The sequence below is a fragment of the Dorea sp. AF36-15AT genome, assembly GCF_003477705.1.
GTDB classification, from domain to species: domain Bacteria; phylum Bacillota; class Clostridia; order Lachnospirales; family Lachnospiraceae; genus Claveliimonas; species Claveliimonas ammoniilytica.
Map to the genome: position 1 here is coordinate 113,002 of NZ_QUDV01000003.1, position 23,364 is coordinate 136,365.

Annotated in this window: 24 protein-coding genes, 1 pseudogene and 1 riboswitch; of the genes and pseudogenes, 18 read left to right on the forward strand and 7 right to left on the reverse strand. The window is 44.8% G+C overall.

The annotated features are described in order from the left end of the window. Window positions 1–2: 2 nt before the first annotated feature. Window positions 3–527: a nitroreductase family protein gene (locus DWZ93_RS06400; RefSeq protein ID WP_118382900.1), complete on the reverse strand. Its 525-nt coding sequence runs from the start codon at window positions 525–527 to the stop codon at window positions 3–5. Between the two features lie 252 nt (window positions 528–779). On the opposite strand from DWZ93_RS06400, the gene moeB reads away from it, so the two are divergent. Both moeB and DWZ93_RS06410 read left to right on the forward strand, forming a co-directional pair. Beyond that, a complete protein-coding gene (moeB, locus tag DWZ93_RS06405) occupies window positions 780–1,907 on the forward strand; it encodes a molybdopterin-synthase adenylyltransferase MoeB (RefSeq protein ID WP_330421732.1) in 1,128 nt (375 codons plus the stop codon). Between the two features lie 25 nt (window positions 1,908–1,932). Beyond that, window positions 1,933–2,460, forward strand: a complete 528-nt coding sequence (locus DWZ93_RS06410; protein WP_118452435.1) for a phosphatase PAP2 family protein — start codon at window positions 1,933–1,935, stop codon at window positions 2,458–2,460. A 76-nt stretch (window positions 2,461–2,536) separates the two neighbouring features. Here DWZ93_RS06410 and DWZ93_RS06415 read toward each other — a convergent pair whose 3' ends face one another. Beyond that, the gene (locus DWZ93_RS06415; protein ID WP_118452336.1) at window positions 2,537–2,776 is read right to left on the reverse strand and encodes a hypothetical protein; all 240 of its coding nucleotides are present in this window, start codon (window positions 2,774–2,776) and stop codon (window positions 2,537–2,539) included. 292 nt (window positions 2,777–3,068) lie between these two features. Between DWZ93_RS06415 and DWZ93_RS06420 the strand changes: the two genes are divergently transcribed. From DWZ93_RS06420 to DWZ93_RS06445, 7 genes and pseudogenes are all read left to right on the forward strand, one after another. Continuing rightward, window positions 3,069–4,301, forward strand: coding sequence for a threonine/serine ThrE exporter family protein (locus tag DWZ93_RS06420; protein WP_118382903.1), 1,233 nt, complete (start codon window positions 3,069–3,071; stop codon window positions 4,299–4,301). A gap of 58 nt (window positions 4,302–4,359) precedes the next feature. Beyond that, a riboswitch (FMN riboswitch) is annotated at window positions 4,360–4,484 on the forward strand. Further along, window positions 4,469–4,660, forward strand: a complete 192-nt coding sequence (locus tag DWZ93_RS14710) for a hypothetical protein (RefSeq protein ID WP_147590762.1) — start codon at window positions 4,469–4,471, stop codon at window positions 4,658–4,660. Its footprint overlaps the riboswitch before it by 16 nt. Then, complete coding sequence (locus DWZ93_RS06425) at window positions 4,653–5,294, forward strand: ECF transporter S component (RefSeq protein WP_118382904.1); 642 nt, start codon at window positions 4,653–4,655, stop codon at window positions 5,292–5,294. The genes DWZ93_RS14710 and DWZ93_RS06425 overlap by 8 nt, the downstream gene beginning before the upstream one ends. Before the next feature lie 4 nt (window positions 5,295–5,298). Further along, a complete protein-coding gene (locus DWZ93_RS06430) occupies window positions 5,299–5,925 on the forward strand; it encodes a 4Fe-4S binding protein (protein ID WP_118452337.1) in 627 nt (208 codons plus the stop codon). Between the two features lie 110 nt (window positions 5,926–6,035). Beyond that, window positions 6,036–6,734: an RNA polymerase sigma factor region1.1 domain-containing protein gene (locus tag DWZ93_RS06435; protein WP_118452338.1), complete on the forward strand. Its 699-nt coding sequence runs from the start codon at window positions 6,036–6,038 to the stop codon at window positions 6,732–6,734. A 279-nt stretch (window positions 6,735–7,013) separates the two neighbouring features. After that, the gene (locus DWZ93_RS06440; RefSeq protein WP_118452339.1) at window positions 7,014–7,601 is read left to right on the forward strand and encodes a GNAT family N-acetyltransferase; all 588 of its coding nucleotides are present in this window, start codon (window positions 7,014–7,016) and stop codon (window positions 7,599–7,601) included. A gap of 491 nt (window positions 7,602–8,092) precedes the next feature. Then, window positions 8,093–8,485 (forward strand): annotated as a pseudogene (locus DWZ93_RS06445) (alpha/beta hydrolase); the annotation flags it as partial. Between the two features lie 79 nt (window positions 8,486–8,564). On the opposite strand, the gene DWZ93_RS06450 reads toward DWZ93_RS06445, so the two are convergent. Both DWZ93_RS06450 and DWZ93_RS06455 read right to left on the reverse strand, forming a co-directional pair. Continuing rightward, window positions 8,565–8,990, reverse strand: coding sequence for a bacteriohemerythrin (locus DWZ93_RS06450; protein WP_118452340.1), 426 nt, complete (start codon window positions 8,988–8,990; stop codon window positions 8,565–8,567). A 36-nt stretch (window positions 8,991–9,026) separates the two neighbouring features. Next, window positions 9,027–9,626, reverse strand: coding sequence for a flavin reductase (locus tag DWZ93_RS06455; protein ID WP_118452341.1), 600 nt, complete (start codon window positions 9,624–9,626; stop codon window positions 9,027–9,029). An 83-nt stretch (window positions 9,627–9,709) separates the two neighbouring features. Here DWZ93_RS06455 and DWZ93_RS06460 point away from each other — a divergent pair, with 83 nt between their 5' ends. Next, window positions 9,710–10,381 (forward strand): Crp/Fnr family transcriptional regulator, encoded by a 672-nt coding sequence (locus DWZ93_RS06460; RefSeq protein WP_118382909.1) that lies wholly within the window; start codon window positions 9,710–9,712, stop codon window positions 10,379–10,381. On the opposite strand, the gene rd is transcribed toward DWZ93_RS06460, so the two are convergent. Further along, window positions 10,382–10,546: a rubredoxin gene (rd, locus tag DWZ93_RS06465; RefSeq protein ID WP_118382910.1), complete on the reverse strand. Its 165-nt coding sequence runs from the start codon at window positions 10,544–10,546 to the stop codon at window positions 10,382–10,384. It abuts the gene before it with no gap. Window positions 10,547–10,793: 247 nt separating this feature from the next. After that, window positions 10,794–11,564 (reverse strand): ATP-binding protein, encoded by a 771-nt coding sequence (locus DWZ93_RS06470; RefSeq protein ID WP_118452342.1) that lies wholly within the window; start codon window positions 11,562–11,564, stop codon window positions 10,794–10,796. A 97-nt stretch (window positions 11,565–11,661) separates the two neighbouring features. Here DWZ93_RS06470 and DWZ93_RS06475 point away from each other — a divergent pair, with 97 nt between their 5' ends. The 3 genes from DWZ93_RS06475 (at window position 11,662) to DWZ93_RS06485 (ending at window position 14,452) form a co-directional block, all read left to right on the forward strand. Continuing rightward, window positions 11,662–12,315, forward strand: a complete 654-nt coding sequence (locus tag DWZ93_RS06475; protein WP_118382912.1) for a Crp/Fnr family transcriptional regulator — start codon at window positions 11,662–11,664, stop codon at window positions 12,313–12,315. After that, complete coding sequence (locus tag DWZ93_RS06480) at window positions 12,315–12,953, forward strand: SGNH/GDSL hydrolase family protein (protein WP_118452343.1); 639 nt, start codon at window positions 12,315–12,317, stop codon at window positions 12,951–12,953. The genes DWZ93_RS06475 and DWZ93_RS06480 overlap by 1 nt, the downstream gene beginning before the upstream one ends. A 143-nt stretch (window positions 12,954–13,096) precedes the next feature. Continuing rightward, a complete protein-coding gene (locus DWZ93_RS06485; protein WP_118452436.1) occupies window positions 13,097–14,452 on the forward strand; it encodes an MATE family efflux transporter in 1,356 nt (451 codons plus the stop codon). Here the strand turns inward: DWZ93_RS06485 and DWZ93_RS06490 are convergent. Continuing rightward, window positions 14,430–15,305, reverse strand: a complete 876-nt coding sequence (locus DWZ93_RS06490; RefSeq protein WP_118452344.1) for a damage-control phosphatase ARMT1 family protein — start codon at window positions 15,303–15,305, stop codon at window positions 14,430–14,432. The two genes, DWZ93_RS06485 and DWZ93_RS06490, sit on opposite strands and share 23 nt — an antisense overlap. Window positions 15,306–15,473: 168 nt before the next feature. Here DWZ93_RS06490 and DWZ93_RS06495 point away from each other — a divergent pair, with 168 nt between their 5' ends. The 5 genes from DWZ93_RS06495 to DWZ93_RS06515 all read left to right on the forward strand — a co-directional run bounded on the left by DWZ93_RS06495 (window position 15,474) and on the right by DWZ93_RS06515 (window position 23,363). Further along, window positions 15,474–17,255, forward strand: a complete 1,782-nt coding sequence (locus tag DWZ93_RS06495; RefSeq protein ID WP_118452345.1) for an ABC transporter ATP-binding protein — start codon at window positions 15,474–15,476, stop codon at window positions 17,253–17,255. Next, window positions 17,227–19,065, forward strand: a complete 1,839-nt coding sequence (locus tag DWZ93_RS06500; protein WP_243061161.1) for an ABC transporter ATP-binding protein — start codon at window positions 17,227–17,229, stop codon at window positions 19,063–19,065. Before DWZ93_RS06495 ends, DWZ93_RS06500 begins: the two co-directional genes overlap by 29 nt. A gap of 131 nt (window positions 19,066–19,196) precedes the next feature. Further along, a complete protein-coding gene (locus tag DWZ93_RS06505) occupies window positions 19,197–19,460 on the forward strand; it encodes an HPr family phosphocarrier protein (RefSeq protein ID WP_118382917.1) in 264 nt (87 codons plus the stop codon). A 3-nt stretch (window positions 19,461–19,463) separates the two neighbouring features. Beyond that, window positions 19,464–21,068: a phosphoenolpyruvate--protein phosphotransferase gene (gene ptsP, locus DWZ93_RS06510; protein WP_118452346.1), complete on the forward strand. Its 1,605-nt coding sequence runs from the start codon at window positions 19,464–19,466 to the stop codon at window positions 21,066–21,068. 240 nt (window positions 21,069–21,308) lie between these two features. Further along, the gene (locus tag DWZ93_RS06515; protein ID WP_118382920.1) at window positions 21,309–23,363 is read left to right on the forward strand and encodes a DHH family phosphoesterase; all 2,055 of its coding nucleotides are present in this window, start codon (window positions 21,309–21,311) and stop codon (window positions 23,361–23,363) included. The last annotated feature ends 1 nt before the right edge of the window (window position 23,364 follow it).

Below are 23,364 nucleotides of genomic sequence, written 5' to 3' on the forward strand. Positions count from 1 at the left end.
CTTTAGTATTTTTCATAATGAATCTTATCGGCAGAAAGCGCGGACAGTTCGGTCTGCGCTTTTTCTTCTGCAGGCATACCCAGAGAAAGTGTTGCCTCCAGGCGGTAGTCAGCCGGGTAGCCGAGCAGGTCACGCAGATAATCTTCGGTTGTGGTGTCATTTGGTGTCATGCGGAGACGTCCCTGGATCCAACAGCTTCCGATGCCGAGTGTAGAGGCAGCGAGGTGCATGTTAGACATGGCAATGGAACAATCCTCTACCCATACATCAGTCTTACTTTCGTCAGCAATAACGACGATCGCGGCGTTAGCATTGGCAAGCATTTTGGCAGCACCGACACGGCTTTCTGACATTTTCTGAAGAGTTTCTTTGTTACGTACTACGATAAATTCCCAAGGGCGTGCAGCACGGCCGGATGCAGACAGAAGTCCTGCCTGAAGGATGGTTTGCAGATCCTGATCGCTGATGTTGGCGTCTGTGTATTTGCGGATGCTGTGTCTTTTCTGAAGCATTTCTAATAAACTCATAATACAATCTCCTTTACGATTTGATAAGCTCATAGTAGCACAGAGAAAGTTGTGAAACAAGTGGGCTGTTGACATAGTACCATATCTGTTGAAATACGAGAAAAATTCGCCTATAATTGTTGATATGAGTGCATGAGCCGGTTGAGAGATAACCCGTGTGTTCATCATTGAATGGGACAATCGAGTATCGTATCTTGCCAATCCATTTGGGGCAATAAATAGCTAAAAATGAACGAAAAGGAGCCAAATATTTTGAATACAAAAGAGATAGAAGTGACGCTGGAGCAGATCACAGATTGGAAAAAGGAAAATGTTGTCTACATAGATACACGCGGAGCGATTGCGTATCAGCATGGTCATATAGAAAATGCGCAAGTGTTTGAAAATATGGATGTAGTGAAAGAACAGATACCGTTACAGAAGGACAAGAAGTATATTGTATACTGTACATATGGTGAGACCAGTTACGAGATTGCGCAGGAACTCCGGGAAATGGGATATGATGCTTATAACTTGAAGGGTGGATATCGTTCATGGCTTCTGAAACATACCTCTGGATATAGCAGAGAAGAATTACTCCGTTATGACCGTCAGATCATTCTGCCGCAGATCGGAATGGATGGACAATTGAAATTAAAGAATGCGAAAGTGCTGATCATAGGTGCAGGTGGATTAGGTGCACCGGCAGCATTGTATCTTGCGGGTGCAGGAGTTGGCACGATCGGGCTGATGGATGCGGATGCCGTGAGTATGTCGAACCTGCAGAGACAGATCATCTTCAGTGAATCGATGGTGGATCAGAATAAGGCAGAATCTGCAAAACAGGTGTTGGAACATCTCAACAGCGGAATTCAGGTGAAAGCATATAAGGAATTCATCACGCCGCAGAATGCTGAAGAGATCATATCGGAGTATGATTTTGTTATCGATGCAGTGGATAATTTTGAAGCAAAGTTCCTGATCAATGATGCGTGTGTATTGGCGGGCAAGCCGTTCTGCCATGCGGGTATCCTGAGATTTCAGGGGCAGGTAATGACCTATGTGCCGGATGGCAAGTGTACCTGCTACAGATGCATCTTTGAAGAGATACCGGAGCCGTCCAGTGTCCAGAACTGTTCGCAGGCGGGCGTGATCGGTGCGATGGCGGGAATCATCGGAAGCGTGCAGGCATTGGAGGCGGTGAAATATTTTACCGGTGCAGGTGAATTGCTGACCAATAAAATGTATGTATTTGACGGACTGACGATGGAGAACCGTATTGTCAGATTCCCGAATCGTAATGAAAGATGCCGTGTGTGTGGAAAGGACGCGGACATCAAGAGCGTGAAGGGCAATGCGGCAGAATACCGGAGAAAAGGATGTGCAATCCAGTCGATGTAGTTTATCAAAGAAAGAAGTGAACGATGTGGAAATTAGTATCTTAAATGCAATACAACATATGCGTACACCAATCCTGGATACAATCATGTGCGTGATTACAAAACTGGGGAATGCAGGGATGATATGGATCCTGTTGACGGTAATCTTGCTGATTATTCCGAAGACCAGACGGACCGGAGTGATCCTGATGCTGGCGCTGTGCGTGGATGTCGTGCTTTGCAATGGAATCCTGAAGAATCTGGTTGGTCGAATCAGACCGTTTGATGTGAATACATCGATACAGCTTCTGGTTGCAAGACCACATGATTATTCGTTTCCATCCGGACACACAGCGGCGTCCTTTACGGCAGCGATGGCACTCTACCTTGCTGGAGAGAACAAGATGTGGAAACCGGCACTGGTACTTGCCGTGCTGATCGCATTTTCCAGATTATACCTGTACGTACATTATCCGACAGACATTTTGGGAGGAATTATAACTGGATGCATTGCGGCCTATATCGGATATCGATTGGAAGAAGGCGTGCTCCCACGTTTGAAATGGAAGCGGTGAAGATAAGAACCTAAATCAGGAGACTGTCTGTAATATAAGCAGAACAGTCTCCTGATTCATAAGGGGATATAATGGATTAATCCTCGTCGTCAAACATGAAATCATCATCCAGACCGCCGTAACAGTTATCACTGTTATTGCCGTTATTACAGCCAATCGATACACCTTTTTTTATCGGTGAGATCAGAAAGCCGTGGATCATTCCGTACAGTACACAACAGGTGGCTACGAGAATCTTCTCGGCTGGTGTCCAGTCTCGGCAGAGAAACTCGGTAAAGCTTTTTCCAATTTTTTTAATTACGATCAATGCTCTCATATGTCGAACTCCTTTCAGAACGCGTTATTATACCTATTTCCATTATAACTGTACAGGAAAAGAAAGTAATATTAGAAAAAATAATAATGTTATTTAAAATAGTTATAGAAAAAACCAATAAATACATTTTACGCATTGAAAAAATCATGATACAATCTGGAATAAAAGGTTACTGTTCAGCTCCTTCGCACAAGAAAGGCTGTTATAGCATGCTTGCATGCAAGTAACAGTTTTTCTTGTATGGAGGGGCTGAATGGAATTGTTATAGAACTTGGGAAAAGGATGAATTGGAATGAATTATTATAAGATCGTACAGGGAATTCTGGACATTGGAGAGGGGATGCTCAGGAGCGGAGCAGAGAACTTCCGTCTGGAAGACAGCTTTTATCGGATGTGCAGAAGCTATGGGTTTGTAAAATCGGATGTATTTGTTATTCCGAGTAATATACAGGTGACGGTAGAGACTCCGGAAGGTGAGATTATCACACAGATCCGTCATGTCAATGGAGGAGAACCGAATTTTGACAGACTGGATTATCTGAACAATCTTTGCCGGTATGTCTGTCAGAATACACCGGATGAAAAGGAGCTGCATGAGAAGTATCTGGAAGTTATGAACCGACCGAAGCAGAAGCGGATCACCCGTTATCTGGCGGGCATTATGGGTGGTACAGGATTCGCAGTATTCTTTGGAAGTAATACGAAGGATGCGCTGGTAGCAGCGGTTGTGTCAATTCTGATCGTATATGTGGGTGACTTGCTGTCGAAGAGAGAAGATAACCTGATGGTATACAATACGCTGATGGCATTTATGGGGGAACTCATCATTATTCTGGCAAGCAGGGTTGGACTTGCGGATCATCCGGATCGGATTATGATCGGTATCGTCATGCTGTTGATCAGTGGACTCAGTACGACAAATGGTATCCGGGATATCCTTCAGAGTGACTTTATATCAGGATTTTTACATATTATGAGTTCGATGCTTGGCGCTGCGGGTATCGCATTTGGAATCGCGATAGCACTGCTGATGTTCCATGAGGGCACAACAGATACATTCATCCTGAATCACAGTATACTGATCCAGCTTATTTCCTGTACGATTGCATGTACCGGATTTGCATGGTGGTTTAAGATACGAGGAATACAGGTAGTGTATAGTGGTATTGGGGCATTTTTTACATGGGGGATTTATGTGGTGGTATATGCGATAAAACCAAGTAATTTCCTGGCGACGTTGATGGGGGCGATTTTTGTGGCATTTTATGCATTTGTCATGTCGCGTGTTAATAAGGCGCCATCGACCATATTCCTGACAGCATCGGTGTTTCCGCTGATCCCAGGACCGAACCTGTATTATCTGATGTATGCATGTGTGGCAGGAGACATTTCACAGGCATTTGGCGAGACCGTGGTTTTATTTGCAACCTGTCTGGCAATCGCGTTTGGATTTATTATTGTAGATGTAGTATCCAGAAGCATTATGTATGGAATGAAGAGGGAATATCATCTCAGGAGGATGTAATGGGAGAATCCAGGGTTGACACATGGATTAGAAAGTGCTAACCTTTTCTTGAAAATAACAATATCTTCGGGGCGGGGCGCAATTCCCCACCGGCAGTAAAGTCTGCGAACTCTGAACACAGTCAGAGCCGAACTGGTGAGATTCCAGTACCGACGGTTATAGTCCGGATGAAAGAGGATGTACATAGAAGAGCAGATATCGATGAAGGAATCAGGAGATTCCGATATCCGTATAAAGATGTAGATCAGGCAGTCCCCGAATGGGACTGCCTTTATTTGTGCAACAAACGAGATGACATTGATTACACAACTATGTACAGAGCTCCCCTGAAAGAATGGGAGGAAGAACATCATGAGTAACACAACAGAAAAGAACACATCAAAAACAGCGGCAATACAAGTCGGTACACAGACCACAGGAAAGGCACGTTATCTTACGGTAATTGCGTTGATGGCGGCAATTTCCTATATTCTTGCATTTCTGGAAGTGCCGATGCCGTTAGCACCGTCATTTGCCAGAATGGATGCATCGGATGTACCTGCATTGTTGACTACATTTGCATTAGGACCGGTGGCAGGCACCGTTGTAGAACTGATTAAGAATGTACTGCAGGCACTGTCTACTTCAACCGGTGGAATCGGTGAGCTGGCGAATTTCCTGATGGGTGCAAGCCTGGTATTTACCGCAGGACTGATCTATAAGCAGAAAAAGACCAGAAAGATGGCAGTAGTATCCGGTGTGGCAGGAAGTGTGGCAATGGGTATTATGGCGGCAATTATGAATTACTTTGTGCTGCTTCCGATGTATCAGATCTTCATGCCGATTGATCAGGTAATTGCATCATTTGCTGAGGTGATTCCATTTATCCATACCAAACTGGATGTAGTGTTGTACAGTGCGCTGCCGGGCAATATTCTTAAAGGTCTGATCGTATCAGTGATTACGATGCTGGTGTATAAGCGTGTATCTCCGGCAATGAAAGGAATGAGGTAATTCAATGGAAGTTAAAGATATTTTCCGATATGTGGTAGAAGAAATACATACATCTATCATGGCGACAACAGACGAGGATGGGCATCCTGTGACCTGCGCCATTGACCTGATGGATTGTGAAGATGACAGTATATATTTTCTGACTGCCACGGGAAAGGGATTTTATAAAAGACTGAGCCGTTCGCCACACATTGCGCTGACAGCTCTGAAGGGAACGGATACCATGCACAGTGTGGCGGTATCTGTTGCCGGGGAGGTGAGAGAACTTGGACCGGAGTTACTGCCGAAACTTTTTGAAAAGAATCCGTACATGTATGATATTTACCCGACGGAAGAATCCCGAGGCGTGCTGACGGTATTTCAGATCTTCCGTGGTCAGGGCGAATGGTTCTCGTTGCAGACAGAGCGGATTGAGAAGAAGAATTTCGCATTTGGCGGAGAACAGGTAAAGGGCGAAACGTATAAAGTAGAGGAAGGCTGTATCGGCTGCGGAGCCTGCCAGAATGCCTGTCCGCGCGCCTGCATCCGGATGGATGGCGGGCATGCGGTGATCGATCCTGTGACCTGTATCTGTTGCGGCAATTGCAAAAAGGTCTGTCCGGTCGGAGCAATTACTGCCGGGGAAATGTAGTTGAAAGTTTGTCTGCGTCATATTACAATAGGTTTAGCGCTCAGAGCATGATTGAGCATATGGTTCTGAGGTAATTATATTTACATGGACAAATACGAGAGGTTATAGATATGGCGGACAGAGAAGAATTTCAGAAAAAATTAGCGGAGCTTCTTGCGAAAGCAGCAGCGCAGGGTAACCGTATGACACAGGAAGAGCTGGCAGCATTTTTCCGTGACGAGAATCTTACGGAAGAACAGATGGAGCTGGTGGTAGAATTCCTGATGGCACAGAAGATCGAGGTGGCAGGATATACAGGTCATGCCAGCGAGAAAGCTGGGGAGGAAGATCCGAGAGCCAGCCTTACCGAGCAGGAAAAGGCGTATGTGGCAGAGTACTTGCAGGACATCAGTAACATGGATGTGACGAATGAGCAGGAGGCAATGCTGGATTATTATCTTCCGAAAGTTGTAGAGGAAGCAATCAAGGTGCATACAACAGGTGCATTTATTGGAGATCTGATCCAGGAGGGAAGCCTGAGTCTGATGATGGTAATGAGTGAAGCAGAAGGCGAGCCCGTGGAAGAAGAGATTCTTGAGAAAGTCCGTATGGATATGCAGATGACACTGGAGTCGCAGAGTGAGACGAAGCGTCAGGAAGACAAGATGGTGCAAAAGGTATCTGATCTTGACGAGACCATTCGCAATATGAAAGAAGAGTACGGAAGGAAAGTATCTGTAGATGAAGTTGCAGACCGGATGCAGATATCCGAGGATGATGTGGCAGATATTATGAAGCTTGCCGGAGAAGAAATCAAAGACGAAGAATAAATGAAAAAAGATTTGAGGTGTCCGTATTAATGGACACCTTATTTATTATACTGAAGCCATAAATGAGAAAAAAGCCTGAAAACAAGGCAATGGCGGAGGTGTAAATATGAAAGGATATGCAACGGCAGAAGGTTATATGGGATACGTGGAAGACGAATATATGTTATTTGCCAGCGAGGCAGATTACCGAGATTATATAGAATGTGTATAGAGATTGAAAAGCAATTCTAAGTGTGCTATGATGTTTGGAAACTAATGATAAGCGAGAGGTGTTAAAGAATGTCAGGACTTAGATTTGTCGGATACAGGAATAACAAATTGAATCGGAAAGGACTGAAGGATATATATAAAGAGGCCTTTCCAAGAGAAGAAAAGATACCATTCTGGATGCTCAAGATGCTGACGCGTGACGGCAGAGGAGAATTCTACGGAGTATATGATCATGAGGAGCTGATAGGGCTGGTATATAATGTGTATTATAAAGATATCATCTATATATCCTATCTCGCGATAGATGATACGAAGCGTGGAGCCGGATACGGAGGCAGAATTTTACAGACCATTCAGAAAAAGTACAGTGACAGTCGTATTTTCCTGTGTATCGAAGAGATGGATTCGAATGCAGAGAATTATGAGCAGCGTGTGAGACGTAAGGCATTCTATGAAAGTAACGGATTCAAGATGCTGCCGTTCCAGGTGAAGGAAGGCATCGTTATGTATGATGCCATGTGTGTGGCAGACAGAGAGCCGGAGATTACCAGGAAAGAATGCGATGAACTGATGAAGCATTATTTTGGAATCTGGACATTTGTAATATATGTGAAAAAATACACGGATAAGATAGCGGGAGTGTTTGGTGGGAAATAATCAAAATGATACGGATTTGAATTTTATGAAAAGGGGTACTTGAAACTTCAAGTACCCCAGTGTATAATCTACTTAGAAAGGTAATCGGATGCGAATCCGATATGCCCTCAGTGAGTTATATTTTTGAAATAGCATCTACCTTGGGCGAGGGATGCTATTTCTTTTTACTATGATTATCTATGTAAGATAGTGCCGCGAAAATTACTAGCAATAAAGTAAGAACTTCCATTGTGTTCATGGGGCATCCCTCCTTTGTAAACTAGAGGGTATATCGTAATCAGAAAATCGCATCCTGCTTTCAAATGGATTACACAATTAAAGTATAACATGAAGAATATATATGTTCAAGAAGTTTACTTATGACCGGCATCGTACAATTTCTGAATATCTTCTTTCGTAAATTTTACGAATCTGGGTTGAAAAATCTTGACCTAAAGTTAGGTTTAGGATATAAGATGAGCTTATCATATATTATATAAAGCAGTTTTGCAATTCTAAAGAGTGATTATGTAGAACATAAGAAGGTTACATTTGTGAACCGATATGGTATTACTCTTGCGGCTGATATGTATAGTCCGAAGGATGCGAAAGAGAAACTTCCGGCAATAGCTGTAAGCGGACCATTTGGAGCAGTAAAGGAGCAGTGTTTCGGATTGTATGCACAGACAATGGCAGAGAGGGGATATTTTGCGATTGCATTTGATCCATCTTATACGGGAGAAAGCGGTGGACAGCCGAGATATATGGCATCTCCGAATATTAATACAGAAGATTTTATGGCAGCAGTTGATTTCTTAAGTGTAAAGAACAATGTAGATGCTGAAAAAATCAGTATCATCGGTATCTATAGTTGGGGTGGAATGGCACTTAATGTAGCAATTCTTAAAGGAAAATGGAGTAGATTAGTGCGTCATGGCAAGAAGAGGAGCATATCAAATTGATTGGCTCCTCTTCTTTAAGTGTTTATAATCTTTCCGCATTGTTATTAAGGTGTATATATTCTGCAACTGACCGGTCGAAAGTTTTGATGTGTTTGAAGAGCCAGTCTACGACGTTGATTTTCACCTGTTCTATAAATTGCTCGTTCGGACCTTCGTTCTCATTCAGAAAATCATATAATTCCTGGATAGATTTCTTAAATTCATCATGCTTTTCCTGATGATTTGCAAGCTCTGGGTAGGATACTTTTTTCTGCAATTCTTCTTCGGCCTGGAAATGGAAGTTGGTGTATTCGTCCAGATAATCCAGCATTTTAATGGCTTTGACTTTGCCATCGCCGGATTCGCAGACTGCTACGAATTGTTGAATGCGGTTGATCAGTTCTTCGTGTTGGGTATCAATGGTATCGTTTCCAGTGATTAAATTATCGTCAAATGTAATGTTTGTCATAAGCGGTTCTCCTTTATGAATACAATCGTTTTATTTTTACAACGGTTTGAAATCGGATGCCGGATGTTTGCAGATCGGGCAAATGAAATCCTCCGGTAATGGCTCTCCTTCGTAGATATAACCACATACGGTACAGATATAGCCTTTTTTTGCAGTCTTCGCCGGTGCCGGCTTGATATGCTGCTGGTAATAGCTGTAGGTTACGGATGGATCATCGGACAATACTTCTGCGTCTGTTACATCGGCAAGGAATAAGGTATGTGTTCCGAGATCCGTGGTGGAGATGACTTTGGCGCTGATATAGGCATTGGTTTCTTCAGCGAGATAAATAAGCTGATTGTCTGCACGCCGAAAGGTAATGCCGACAGCTTTATCTACATCGGAACCACTCTGGAATCCCCAGTGCTTAAATGTGTTGAATGCAGCACGTTCCGTCAGGATGGAAACATTAAATTCACCCGTCCGAAGAATCATGCCATGGGTATAATTATTTTTATTGACTGCAACGAGAATGCGGTTAGGAGAAGTGGTGACCTGTGCCACTGTATTTACGATACAGCCGTTGTCTTTCTCATTTTCCCGTGCGGTTAATACAAAGAGTCCGTAAGATAAGTTGTACATTGCCTTGTTGTTCATGAAAATCACCTCGCGTTATTGAATCACTTTTTTCACTGATCTATAATGAAACCATATCATCAGAGAAAAGGTTGGCTGGTATTATGACGTTACAAAAGCTACAGATATTTCGAGATCTGACTGAAGAAGAGATGCAGAAAAGTCTGGTCTGCTCTCAGGCAGTGACTCGTACATATCAGAAAAATGAATACATTTTCAGACAGGAAGATCGTCCGCAGAAGCTGTATTTTATTCTTGAGGGAGAAGTGGAAGTTGGAAGTATTAATCTGAATGGAAAGATCACGCGGATGTCCATGCTGGCTGAAGGGGAATATTTTGGTGAGGTTGAACTGTTCTTACGTCAGCCGGGATATTCCTGTTATGCCAGAGCAAGGAAGAAAGCGACACTGTTGGAAGTCTCACAGAACTTCTTTGGAGGAAGATGCGAGCGTAACTGTGTGCATCACAGTAAGGTGATCTTTAATATGCTTCAGCTTTTCGCTGAAAAAGTGGATAAGAATAATCATCAGATTGAAGTGCTTACAAGCGGTAATCTCCGTCAGAGAATCTGTGCATTTCTGCTGGAAAACTGTAATTCCGATTACAACGTGACGCTGCATATGAATCGGGAAGAACTGGCTTCGTATCTGAATGCGACGAGACCATCCCTGTCCCGGATGTTGGTTGCGCTCCAGGACGAGGGATTGATTCGTCTGTCTTCCAGAAATAAAATACAGATTCTGGACTACGATAAGGTGTCTGGCGAAAATGGGTAATTAATCTTCGGCAGGAACGAATACGTCTTTTCCTAATCCGCAGACTGGACATACCCAGTCGTCCGGGATATCTTCAAATGCCGTGCCCGGTGCAATACCGCCGTCTGGGTCACCGATTGCCGGATCGTATTCATAGCCACATGGTTCACAAATATATTTTTTCATAACTGACACTCCTTTGTTGTTTGATTTGTTTTCTTTGTTGTGTCTATAGGATAACCGGAAATGTGGATAAAGTATGTAACAAATGTTACGAATCTAAAAATATTTAAAAATAATTTGAATTAGAAAAAATATACGTTTAGGTATGCGTGCAGCTTCCACAGGATTCTGACCGTGAAGTGGGTAATCTTATGGCGATAAAAAAGGAAAATCACTCAGGCTCTGGTCGCTTGAGTGATTTTTTATGGATTTATTCTAATATCTTTCCATCGATTGAGAATGTCACAACCTGCCACGGGATGAATTTGCCACTATTCTTCAATGCGGTGATAGCAGCCTGCTCCAGTCCGCCGCAGCATGGCACTTCCATGCGGAGCACGGTGACACTCTTAATATCATTTCCGGCAATGATCTCTGTCAGTTTTTCGCTGTAATCAACGGCATCCAGCTTCGGACATCCGATGATCGTGATCTTGCCCTTCATGAATTCCTGATGCACATTGGCGTAAGCGTATGCGGTGCAGTCTGCCGCGATCAGGAGTTTAGCTCCGTCGAAGTAAGGTGCGTGTGTCGGGACCAGTTTGATCTGGCATGGCCACTGGCCAAGCTGAGAGGTCAGCGGAGCAGCCGGTGTGGATGTCCCATTGTCAGTTTCTGTGGATGTCTCACTGGCAGAGACTTCCGTGTGCAGGGTACGCATTCTGGAGCCGGGACATCCGGAGAATACAGGCTTGGTAGCAGGTGCTGACTGCGTGTTTGTCTGGACGGTAGCCTTTTCCTGCTTTGCTTTCTGGTTGGCGAGCACGGCAGCTTCATCATATGCCGCGGCTTCTCGTTCTACAAATGTGATGGCGCCGGTCGGACAGGTCGGCAGACAGTCGCCCAGCCCGTCGCAGTAATCATCTCGCAGGAGTTTTGCCTTTCCATCAACCATGCCAATAGCGCTTTCGTGACAGGCATCTGCGCAGGCTCCGCATCCATTGCATTTCTCTTCGTCTATATGAATAATTCTTCTGATCATAAGTGATTCCTCCTAATATTAATCTTGTGTTACTGGACTTAGTTTATTATAATGAAAATGAAAAATCGGTGGTTATAACCACGAAAGGGGACGGAATATGAATGATATTGCGAATCCGTTATTCCGGGGCGTGAGCGATGCAGAATGGAAAGAAATGGAAGAGATGAATTGTCTGTGGGAGACAGAGTATCGGAAGAATGAGCGAATCTGTCAGATGGGAAATGTGATACACGAACTGGGGGTCGTGACGAAAGGTCGTGTCCATATTGAGACCGTAGATCCATGGGGGAATAAAAGTATCCTGAGTGAAGTGGGAGAAGGCGAAGTGTTTGCGGAGACGTATGCGTTCTGTGAGGAACCGATGATGGTGGAAGTGTCTGCGGCTGATGATACGAATGTACTCTGGCTGGATGTCCGCTGGATTCTAACAAATACAGGAAGCGGTTGGCAGGAGAAGATTCAGAAGAATATGCTGCAGATTTCGCTGCGGAAGAATCTGATCTTATCCCAGCGCATTTTCTGTACGACGCCGAAGACGATCAGAGAGCGTGTGCTTACGTATCTGACGGCGCAGTCATTGAAAGCGGACGGTGAGATTTTCGAGATTCCGTTTAACAGGCAGCAGATGGCAGAATATCTGAATCTGGATCGAAGCGCCCTGTCAAAAGAACTTGGAAAAATGAAACAGGAAGGTATCTTGGATTTTCATAAGAATATGTTCCGGATTTTGAAGAAAGGATCGGTGGAGTGATGAAAACAATTCTTTGTTATGGTGATTCTAATACGTATGGTTATAATCCTGTGACTGGCGGCAGATGGCCGGAGGACATTCGCTGGACAGGACGGTTACAGCAACTTTTGGGAGACGAGTATAAAGTAATCGAAGAAGGATGTAACGGAAGAACTACGATGTATAAGGCGCCGGGAGAGGGATGGAAGAGCGGCCTGGAATATCTCAAGCCATGCCTGAATTCCCACAAGCCGGTCGATGCAGTGGTGATGATGCTTGGAACCAATGACCTGAAGATGGACTTTGGACTTTGTACGGAAGAGATCGCAGCAGGTGCGGAGAGACTGGTGAAGGAGATCTGTGATTTTGCAGCAGAGAAGCAGAAGTTCTGCCCGAAGATCATATTGATGTCACCGCCGGAGATTGGGGAAAATATCAGCAAGCTGACATTCGGAGATCATTTTGATGACAGCGCGATAACAAGATCTAAAGAATTTCCGGCCTGCTACAAGGCAGTAGCTGACCGGAATGGATGTATTTTCCTGGATGCGGCACAGGCAGCCAAGCCATCCGAAGAGGATGCGCTGCATCTGATGCCGGAAGAACATAAAAGCTTAGCAGAATCAGTTTATGCCTGCATTAAGAAGAATCAGATTTAAAGTTCGATGATGACCGGTTTGTGCTTCGTGAAAGGCAGGAACCGGTTTATGATATCGGAAGTCTTTTAAAGCCGGATATCCGATTTACGACAAGGGATGATTATGCTATCATGTCTATGGTAGAGCATAGATTGGAGAAGAATATGAGTAAAAACAGACAGGTGGTTCTGACGGAAGGACCGATTTTGAAAGCATTGATTGCTTTGGCGCTGCCGATCATGGCAACGTCCTTTTTAAATACATTTTACAGCATTACGGACATGGCGTGGATTGGAATGCTTGGTTCACGCGCAGTGGCCGGTGTCGGTGTAGGCGGTATGTACGTGTGGCTGTCGCAGGGATTGTCTGCTCTGGCGAAAATGGGAGGACAGGTGAATGTAGCCCAGGCGCTGGGACGTGGAAGGCGTGATGAAGCAGGACAGTATGCCTGTTCAGCTGTCCAGCTTACGGTTCTATTTGCTGTTATATTTGCGGCAGTCTGTACCCTTTTTACGGATGAACTGATCGCACTTTTTCATGTGGGAGATGCTGAGACGGTACGATATGCGGTGGTATATACACGGATTACCTGCGGACTGGTGATATTTTCCTATCTGACGTTCGTGCTTACGGGGATTTATACGGCACAGGGAGATTCGAAGACACCGCTCGTGGCGAATTTTCTGGGACTTTTTGTAAATGTAGTATTGGATCCGCTGTTGATACTGGGGGTTGGTCCATTTCCAAGACTGGAAGTAGTCGGTGCGGCGATCGCAACGGTATTGGCACAGTTTATTGTAATGACGGTGTTGGTACTTGGTGTGATCAGAGACGGCAAGAAAAATGTATTGTCAGAATGTTATCTGTTTCGCCCTTCGGAAAAGAAATATTATCAGGGGATCTTTCGGATTGGTGTGCCTACGGCACTTCAAAGTACTGCATACTGTGCGATTTCCATGGTACTCACCCGTATGGTGGCAGATTTTGGCCCGGCGGCGGTGGCTGTCCAGAGGGTAGGGGGACAGGTAGAAGCATTGTCCTGGAATACGGCAGATGGATTCGCGGCGTCGATCAATGCATTTTCTGCGCAGAATTACGGGGCAGGGAAGATGGACAGAATCCGTAATGGATATTGGATCGCATTCCGCACAATCGCAGCATGGGGATGCCTGATCATGGCACTCTTTTTCATCTTTCCGGAACCGTTGTCAGAGATATTCTTCCATGAAGCGGAAGCGATACAGATCTCAGTGAGTTATTTTCTGATCATTGGAATCAGTGAAGCATTTATGAGCGTGGAACTGATGACGATAGGTGCACTGTCCGGTCTTGGAAGAACCAGACTGTGCAGCATCATCAGTATCGTGTTTACTGGATCCAGAATCCCATTTGCAATGGCACTTGCGATCACACCGCTGGGATTGGATGGAATCTGGTGGGCAATGTCTCTGACTTCAGTGGTCAAAGGCATCATCTTTACGATAGTATTTCACAGGATTACACATAACGGTCGTTCGTAAGAATGCCGTTGTATAAATGTGTGTGGAAGCGTTTGGTAAATAAATCGCATTTACACAGGAAAAGATAATAAATATTCAGTCCGCAGTATTGCAGACTTTCAAAGTTGCCCTGGCCTTTGGAAAGGATTACATCCGCCTGTTCCAGAAGGTCACGGGCTTCTTTTGATATGTCCGGGAGATAAGTTCCCTGCAGGCAGGTACCATTGCCGATGACCTTAACCAGATCCGGGAGCCCGACCTGACAGGCATCTTCCATGGTGGCATCGTTCAGTGCATGACCGCCGCGGACGATGACGTGGACCTGCAGATCCGGAAACTGAGACTTGATCGTGCGGATGAGAAGCTTGTCTAATACGATCTCGCCACAGTTGTCGGTCAGTAGTACCATATTTTTCGCTGATGTAAGATCTTGCATCAGTTCATCAAATATCTGCTCATCGATTGTCTGGTCTTTCGCCTGCGACAAGAGTTCCATTAATTTTTCGCTGTTTACATCAGACAGCACACCAAAGTCAATATAATTTCCCTTCATGACATATTGTAAAGCACGGCGGATCGGATCAGCGGCAGAAGAGATATCGGCATAGATCCAGTCTTCCTGTTCCAGCATAAGCTGATTGAAATGTTTCTTGATATCGGTATAATCGACGAACTGATCAAACATTTCTTTCTGAAGGGTAAGGATGCGGTTGACGATGACCGGGGAGCTTTCACCGGGAGCTATGTCTGTCAGAATGGAGAACAGTCGGCGGATGTAGGTGAGCCGTTCTTCTTCCGTGGCTGTATCCGGGTAATTTGTCAGGTGCTTTTTCAGCAGACACTGAGTACAGTGTGAATTCCATCTTGATTTCATAATTGATAAAATCCTTTCATTTGATTGTGTGAAAATGCCTGTAAAGTATTTTGTAAGGTGTACTTTTACAATCGGCGTTACGTTATATACATAGTATACTGCTTCATGTATAATAAACTCAATAACAAAAATCGTATAAGACTATACAGGAAGTTACAGGGAGTGTGTATGGGAGACAAGAATGGAAAAATACAACTGATCCTCAGATTTTCAAAGGGCACCAGAGGGTGTTTTATCATTATTCTGCTGGCATCACTTGCGTCTACGCTTCTGAATTCGCTGATTCCGAGAATTTTTGGATTTACTATTGACCGTGTGCTTGTGGAAGATGGAATTCCGTACCTGAAAGAGCATATCTGGCTGATTTCGCTAGAGGTGATCGGCATTGCTCTTGTGAATGGAATTATGATCTATCTGTATCGAAGTCAGACGGCAAAGGCGGGAGAGACCTTTGCAAAGAATATGCGTGATATTCTGTTTACACATGTGCAGAGACTGCCGATGAAGTGGCATGATGGTGTGCAGACAGGCGATATTATACAGCGTTGCACTGCAGATGTAGAGACAATAAGAAACTTTGTAGTTACCCAGGTGTTGGAAGTGTTTCGTACGGTGTTCCTGTTGGTGGTGTCGCTGGCAATGATGCTTACAATGAATATGAAGCTGACAGTGGTGGCACTTGCCTTTACACCGGTTGTTGTACTGTATTCCGGCATATTTTATCATCTGATCGCGAAGAATTATACGGCAGCGGATGAGGCAGAAGGAGATCTGTCAACGGTGGTGCAGGAGAATGCGACGGGTGTGCGAGTAGTGCGGGCATTTGGAAGAGAAAGGTTTGAAATTGATCAGTTTGATGAGAAAAATGAGATATTTGCCAGACTCTGGATCCGGCTTGGTACATTGTCGGGATTGTACTGGGCAGTGGGTGATCTGATTACCGGATTACAGGTGCTTGTGATCGTGACGCTTGGTGCGATCGAAGCGGTGCATGGATCTATTACAGCCGGAGAATTTATTGCATTTGCATCTTATAATACGACGTTGGTATGGCCTGTGCGAAGTCTGGGAAGGATCCTGTCGGAAATGAGTAAGACGGGCGTGTCATTTGACCGGGTGAATTACATTCTGGATTCGGCAGAAGAAGAAATGGCTGAGAGTGGCGTGGTTCCGGAGCGTACGGACATTGTGTTTGATCACGTAAGCTTTGGCTATGAAGAGAATCAGTCTGTACTGGAAGATGTGAGCTTTCATATAAAAGAAGGGACAACCTGCGGTGTTCTTGGTGGAACGGGAAGCGGTAAGACAACGATCGTACATTTGCTGGATCGCCTTTATGAGTTGAAGAAGGGAACGGTACAGATCGGGGGTGTGGATATCCGTGATATTCCGAGAAGCTGGATACGCAGTCATGTAGGAATGGTGTTGCAGGAGCCTTTTTTATTTTCCAGAACCATTCGGGACAATATCGCAGCTGCTAATCCTGATGCGACGATGAATGAAATCCGTGAGGCTGCAAGGATTGCCTGCGTGGATGATACGATCATGGCATTCCCAGATGGATATGATACGATCGTGGGTGAGCGCGGTGTGACCTTGTCCGGCGGACAGCGGCAGCGAGTTGCAATCGCGCGGATGCTGATCGCAAAGGCACCGATCATGATCTTTGATGATTCACTTTCCGCAGTGGATGCGGATACGGATGTGCGGATCCGACGTGCACTCCGGTCGAAAATGAAAGATGCTACCGTAATTCTGATCTCACACCGGATTACGACATTGATGGAAGCAGATCAGATTCTGGTGCTGAATCATGGCGTGATTGAGGAGTGTGGCACACATCAACAACTGATCCACCACGGAGGTATTTATCAGAAAATCTATGAGATCCAGTTGAATCAGGATGACAGGAGACTTCTGAATGAGGGAGGTGATTCTGATGCAGAGTAATAAAAAAGAACCGAAGAGCCTCAGTATCGGAATCTGGAAACAGATGTTTCCGTTCTTCCGTCCATATCGTAAGGAATTTGCGACCACATTTAGTCTGAATATATTGCTGATTCTTGTGGATGTGGCAGTTCCGCTATTCCAGAGCTATGCGATCGATCATTTTATCGTGCCGGATACACTGCACGGAATCCAGTTGTTTGTAATCGCATATGCGGGGATTATCATTATGCAGATGGTCTGTGTGTTTTTCAGTGTCCGGGCGGCAATTACGATTGAAATGAACGTGGGAAGAGATATGAAGAGAGCCCAGTTTGTACATTTGCAGAAGCTTTCGTTTTCTTATTATAATACAACTCCGGTGGGATATATCCACGCGAGGGTGATGAGTGACACTTCAAAGATCGCATCGGTGATTGCCTGGGGGCTGGTAGATATGTTCTGGGCGTTCGGGTATGTGCTTGGTGTATTTGCCATCATGTTTGCATTGAACTGGAAGCTGGCAGCGATCATTATGCTGGTAGTTCCGTTTATTGCAGGATTGACTTTTGTTTTTCAGAAAAAGATGTTGTTCTGGAACCGGGATATCCGGGAGGTCAATTCAGAAATAACAGGAGCGTTTAATGAAGGGATCACCGGAGTGGAAACCAGTAAGACGCTGGCGATGGAGGAGTTAAATGATCATACATTTTGTAATGTGACCGGACGGATGAAGTCGCACTCCATGACACTCGCCAGACTTACGGCAATCTATATGCCGATGATTTTGTTCTTTAGTTCCGTGGTGACAGCATTCGTGCTGGCGCGTGGCGGATATTTTGTGGAGCATCAGATCATTGCACTGGGTACGTTGTCGGTATTTCTGTCTTACGCAGTGGGAATCTTTGAACCGATCCAGCAGCTGGCAAGACTCCTGTCGGATATGATTTCTTGCCAGGCCAATATAGAACGAGTGGCGGATCTGCTGGAGCAGGAACCGAATATTACCGATACACCGGAGGTGCTGGAAAGGTATGGTGATTCGGCAGAGCCGAAGCGGGAAAACTGGGAACCGATCCGCGGGGATATCGAGTTCCGGGATGTGAGTTTCCGGTATCCGGATGGTAAAGAATATGTACTGGAACATCTGAATCTGAAGATACCGGTCGGAACAACGGTGGCAATCGTAGGGGATACGGGAGCTGGTAAGTCGACAATTGTGAACCTGGCAGGCAGATTCTTTGAGCCTACATCCGGAGAGATTTTAATTGATGGCGTGGATTATCGGAAACGTTCCCAGCTCTGGCTGCACAGTCAGATCGGATATGTGTTGCAGAATCCGCACCTGTTCTCTGGCACGATACGGGAAAATATACGATATGGGAGACTGGATGCTACGGATGCGGAAGTCGAAGAAGCCGCAAGACGGGTATCAGCAGATCAGGTGATTGACCGTATGGAGCAGGGCTATGATACGGATGTTGGCGAAGGTGGCGACCGTCTTTCTACCGGAGAAAAGCAGCTGATCTCATTTGCCAGAGCGATTCTTGCAAAGCCTGCGATCTTTGTCCTGGACGAGGCGACGTCTTCGATTGATACCTGGACAGAACAGCTGATTCAGAAGGCAACGGATGAACTGCTGGCAGGGCATACATCATTTATGATCGCACACAGACTGTCAACGGTGCGCAATGCAGACCTGATTCTGGTGATGAAGGATGGAAAGATCATAGAACAGGGAAAACATCGGGAATTAATTGGCAGAAAAGGACATTATTATAACCTTTATTCCAGACAGTTTGAGGAAGAGTGTATGATGGAGATATTTGACTAATATTTTGCCTAGAATAATTTGACAAGTATTCGTGAAAAGGTTATACTAACAATTAGCAATGTGTATAGTTATGACTGGAAGTATACACTATTATTTATTAAATATAACAAGCAATAAGGGAGGAAGATATTATGGTATCTCAGAAAGTAACAGTTTCAAATCCAACAGGAATCCACGCTAGACCAGCAGCAACATTAGCAAAGACAGCAGCTCCGTTCAAGAGTAGCATTATTCTTGTGGCAGGTGAGAAGAGACTTCAGGCTAAGAGCGTTCTGAACCTTATGTCTGCAGCTATCAAATGTGGAACAGAAATCACAGTTGAGTGTGATGGTGAAGATGAAGCAGAAGCACTTAAGACTGTAGTAGAAGCTATTGAAAGTGGACTGGGAGAGTAATATATGGAACAGATTCGTGTTGAGAAGACAGCGTCCAGAGGCATCGTTGTTGAAAAAGTATATATGTATCTTGAGCCAGATCTGACTCCGGCAACCGGTACGATCGCCGATGATCAGGTTCAGGCTGAGATTGAGAAGTTCGAGGCAGCTAAGAATGCTGTTGTAGAAGAACTTGGTCAGCTTGCTGAAAAGAATGAGATCTTTGCGGCACATCTGGAAATTGCGAATGACTTCATGCTTCAGGATGGCGTTGAGAGCAAGATCAAGGACAGCAAGTCTAATGTAGAGCAGGCGATCAGCAACACAATTGATGAGTTTGCTATGATTTTTGCATCTATGGATGACGAGTACATGAAAGAAAGAGCTGCAGACGTACGTGATATTGGTAAGCGTATGATGGCAGTAGTTAAGGGCGTTAAGCTTCCGGATCTGGGAGTTTTGACTGAGCCTGTAGTCGTTATGGCGAAAGATATGTATCCGTCTGATACAGTTAAGATCAATCCGGCGCTGGTTAAAGGTATCGTCACAGAAGAAGGCGGTGTTACAAGCCACGTATCTATCATTGCCAAGAGTCTTGGAATCCCGACACTGGTAGGTGTAAAGGGTATCCTTTCTAAGGTAGACGATGGAGAGTACATCTGTATGGATGCCGGAGAGGGTATTATTGTTGTGAAACCTGACGAGGATACAGAGAAGGAATATCTGGACAAGAAAGCTGCTTATGAGCAGGAAAGAGCACGTCTGGAAGGCCTGAGAAGTACTCCGGCAGTTACCAAGGACGGCAAGAGAATCTATCTGTGTGCTAACGTTGGTAATGTACAGGATATCAGAAATGCACTTCCGATGAATATTGATGGTGTAGGTCTGTTCCGTAGTGAGTTCCTTTACATGCAGAATACACACTTCCCGACAGAGGAAGAGCAGTTTGTGGTATACAAAGAGGCAGCAGAGCTTGCGTCTCAGGAACTGACAATCCGTACACTGGATATCGGTGGAGACAAAGAACTGTCTTATTATGAATTTGAAAAAGAGGAGAATCCATTCCTTGGATGGAGAGCAATCCGTATTTCTCTGGACATGAAGGATATGTTCAAAGAACAGCTGAGAGCTATCCTGCGCGCAAGTGCATTTGGTCATGTGAGAATCATGTTCCCAATGATCATTGCTATGGAAGAGCTTAAGAATGCTAAGGCACTTGTGAAAGAATGTATGAAAGAGCTTGACGAAAGAGGACAGGCTTACGATAAGAATATCGAGATGGGTATGATGATCGAGACACCTGCCAGTGTAATGCTTGCAGATGAATTCGCAAAAGAGGCTGATTTCTTCAGTATCGGAACGAACGATCTGACACAGTACATTCTGGTTGTTGACCGCGGTAATAAGAAGATTGCCAAGATGTACGATTACTTCAATCCGGCTGTTGTACGTGCAATTAAGCAGGTAATTGAGGCAGGACACAAAGAAGGCATCAAAGTCGGTATGTGTGGTGAGATGGCTGGTGATCAGAAAGCAGTCGAACTCCTTCTGGATCTTGGTCTGGATGAGTTTAGTATGTCCGCTGGAAGTATCGATTACGTAAGAGAGCAGATACTTAACAGAGAGTAAGAAAGAGTAAGTTTAAAAGGATTATGGAAAGCCTTCAGGTACGGTTGAGCCTGAGGGCTTTCTTGCATCACCAGGATTATTCAAGGCTTACGAGATGTGTTGACAATATTGTATAAATGACTTTTTTGCGTAAATATATAGTTTCCATTCCCTGAAAAAGGTAGTATAATGTACGCATAGTGGAGTCACATGCCCAGAAAGGGCGCGCGTATGCGATTGTGTGCCGATGGAGGAGTCATCATGAAGGACAAACGGGACATACAGCTGAAAGGACAGTTGAAGTTATATATGCAGTGGCCGGCAATCATGTCGGTACTTCTTCTGGCAATGAATGTATGGATCTATAAGATTGATCACAGAGCGGGATTTATCATGCTGATCTTTGTTCTGATTTATATGTTGATCGTAGGAGCATTGTATTTTTTTAACCGGGCGGTGATCCTTCGAGATCTGGTAGAGTTCTCGGCACAGTATGGTGTTGTACAGAATACGTTGCTGAAGGAATTGTCAGTACCATATGCGCTGCTGATGGAAGATGGCAGGATCCTGTGGGTGAATGATGAGTTTAATGCGATCTTTGAGGGAGAAGGTAAAGTGTCTGGAAGCCTTGCAAAGTATATTCCAGAGATCAACCGCAGTCTGTTTCCAAAAAAAGAAGACCAGAAAGTACAGCGCGAGGTGCGCTATGAGGACAGAGAATATCTTGCAGAGCTAAGAAAGATATCTGTAAAAGGATTTAGCGATTCTGAGCAGTTGATGGAGATGCCGAAAGAGCAGGAGTACTTTATTGCAGTGCATATGCAGGATGTAACGGAACGTAATGAATATATCCGTGCCAATGAAGAACAGAGACTGGTTGCCGGTATGCTTTATATTGACAATTATGACGAAGTGATCGAGAGTGTGGAAGAGGTTCGTCAGAGTCTGTTGCTGGCACTGATCGATCGAAAGATTAACCAGTATTTCATGAAGGTTAATGGTATTGTCAAAAAGGTCGAGACAGATAAGTATTTTGTTGTAGTGAAGAAGAAAGATTTCAAGAAACTGGAAGAAGATCGTTTCTCATTGCTGGAAGATGTGAAGTCGGTCAGTGTGGGCAACAAGATTCCGGCTACACTCAGTATGGGTCTGGGACTCAGCAGCGACTCTTATTCACAGAGTTATAACTACGCCCGTGTGGCTATCGATCAGGCACTTGCCAGAGGTGGCGATCAGGCAGTTATCAAGGATTGTAACGGTATTACCTATTATGGTGGCAAGCGGGAAATGAGCTATAAGAACACGCGTGTTAAGGCGCGTGTTAAGGCGGAAGCTCTTCGTGAGTATATGATGACCAGTGGAAATGTTCTGGTTATGGGACATACGATGACAGATGTAGATTCGCTGGGAGCAGCGATTGGTATTTATCGTGCAGCAGAGGCAATCGGTAAGAAAGCACATATCGTATTGAATAAGCCGACGAATTCAATTCGTTCCGTGTATGAAGACTATATTAACAACCCGGATTATCCGGAAGATATGTTTATCAGTTCATCGGAAGCAAAGGATCTGATGAATAATAATTCGATGGTCATCGTCGTAGATACGAATCGTCCGCAGATGACGGAGTGCCCGGAACTGCTGCAGATGACGAAGACCATTGTAGTGCTGGATCATCACAGACAGAGCAGTGATAATATTGATAATGCCATGCTGTCATATATTGAGCCATATGCATCATCTGCATGTGAGATGGTATCTGAGATCCTGCAGTATATCGATGAGGATGTAAAGATCCCGCCGCTGGAAGCAAGTAGTATGTATGCGGGTATGATGATCGATACGAATAATTTCACGAACCGTACCGGTGTACGAACCTTTGAGGCGGCAGCATTTTTGAGAAGATGTGGGGCAGATATTCCATATGTCCGTAAGATATTCCGGGATGATATGGATTCTTATCGGGCTAAGGCATCGATTATCAGTAATGCAGAAGTATATCGTCAGCAGTTTGCAATCGCCAGGGGTCAGAATCTGCGGGTGGACAGCCCGACGATTATTGGGGCACAGGCGGCTAATGAACTGCTGGATATTGAAGGTATCCGCGCTTCATTTGTATTGACGGTATACCAGGGACGTATCTATGTGAGTGCACGTTCCATTGATGAAGTAAATGTACAGATCATTATGGAACGTCTGGGCGGTGGAGGTCACATGAATGCCTCCGGTACACAGTTTGACCACACGAATATGGAAGAGGCGGTGAACTGTGTGAAAGCGCAGATTGACAGAATGATCGAGGAAGGAGATATATAAA

Bases quoted from the DNA above. Each gene is read 5' to 3' on its own strand.
- DWZ93_RS06400 (WP_118382900.1), bottom strand. From the start codon at position 527: ATGAGTTTATTAGAAATGCTTCAGAAAAGACACAGCATCCGCAAATAC.
- DWZ93_RS06415 (WP_118452336.1), bottom strand. From the start codon at position 2,776: ATGAGAGCATTGATCGTAATTAAAAAAATTGGAAAAAGCTTTACCGAG.
- DWZ93_RS06420 (WP_118382903.1), top strand. From the start codon at position 3,069: ATGAATTATTATAAGATCGTACAGGGAATTCTGGACATTGGAGAGGGG.
- DWZ93_RS14710 (WP_147590762.1), top strand. From the start codon at position 4,469: ATGAAAGAGGATGTACATAGAAGAGCAGATATCGATGAAGGAATCAGG.
- DWZ93_RS06425 (WP_118382904.1), top strand. From the start codon at position 4,653: ATGAGTAACACAACAGAAAAGAACACATCAAAAACAGCGGCAATACAA.
- DWZ93_RS06430 (WP_118452337.1), top strand. From the start codon at position 5,299: ATGGAAGTTAAAGATATTTTCCGATATGTGGTAGAAGAAATACATACA.
- DWZ93_RS06435 (WP_118452338.1), top strand. From the start codon at position 6,036: ATGGCGGACAGAGAAGAATTTCAGAAAAAATTAGCGGAGCTTCTTGCG.
- DWZ93_RS06440 (WP_118452339.1), top strand. From the start codon at position 7,014: ATGTCAGGACTTAGATTTGTCGGATACAGGAATAACAAATTGAATCGG.
- DWZ93_RS06450 (WP_118452340.1), bottom strand. From the start codon at position 8,990: ATGACAAACATTACATTTGACGATAATTTAATCACTGGAAACGATACC.
- DWZ93_RS06455 (WP_118452341.1), bottom strand. From the start codon at position 9,626: ATGAACAACAAGGCAATGTACAACTTATCTTACGGACTCTTTGTATTA.
- DWZ93_RS06460 (WP_118382909.1), top strand. From the start codon at position 9,710: ATGACGTTACAAAAGCTACAGATATTTCGAGATCTGACTGAAGAAGAG.
- rd (WP_118382910.1), bottom strand. From the start codon at position 10,546: ATGAAAAAATATATTTGTGAACCATGTGGCTATGAATACGATCCGGCA.
- DWZ93_RS06470 (WP_118452342.1), bottom strand. From the start codon at position 11,564: ATGATCAGAAGAATTATTCATATAGACGAAGAGAAATGCAATGGATGC.
- DWZ93_RS06475 (WP_118382912.1), top strand. From the start codon at position 11,662: ATGAATGATATTGCGAATCCGTTATTCCGGGGCGTGAGCGATGCAGAA.
- DWZ93_RS06480 (WP_118452343.1), top strand. From the start codon at position 12,315: ATGAAAACAATTCTTTGTTATGGTGATTCTAATACGTATGGTTATAAT.
- DWZ93_RS06485 (WP_118452436.1), top strand. From the start codon at position 13,097: ATGAGTAAAAACAGACAGGTGGTTCTGACGGAAGGACCGATTTTGAAA.
- DWZ93_RS06490 (WP_118452344.1), bottom strand. From the start codon at position 15,305: ATGAAATCAAGATGGAATTCACACTGTACTCAGTGTCTGCTGAAAAAG.
- DWZ93_RS06495 (WP_118452345.1), top strand. From the start codon at position 15,474: ATGGGAGACAAGAATGGAAAAATACAACTGATCCTCAGATTTTCAAAG.
- DWZ93_RS06500 (WP_243061161.1), top strand. From the start codon at position 17,227: ATGAGGGAGGTGATTCTGATGCAGAGTAATAAAAAAGAACCGAAGAGC.
- DWZ93_RS06505 (WP_118382917.1), top strand. From the start codon at position 19,197: ATGGTATCTCAGAAAGTAACAGTTTCAAATCCAACAGGAATCCACGCT.
- ptsP (WP_118452346.1), top strand. From the start codon at position 19,464: ATGGAACAGATTCGTGTTGAGAAGACAGCGTCCAGAGGCATCGTTGTT.
- DWZ93_RS06515 (WP_118382920.1), top strand. From the start codon at position 21,309: ATGAAGGACAAACGGGACATACAGCTGAAAGGACAGTTGAAGTTATAT.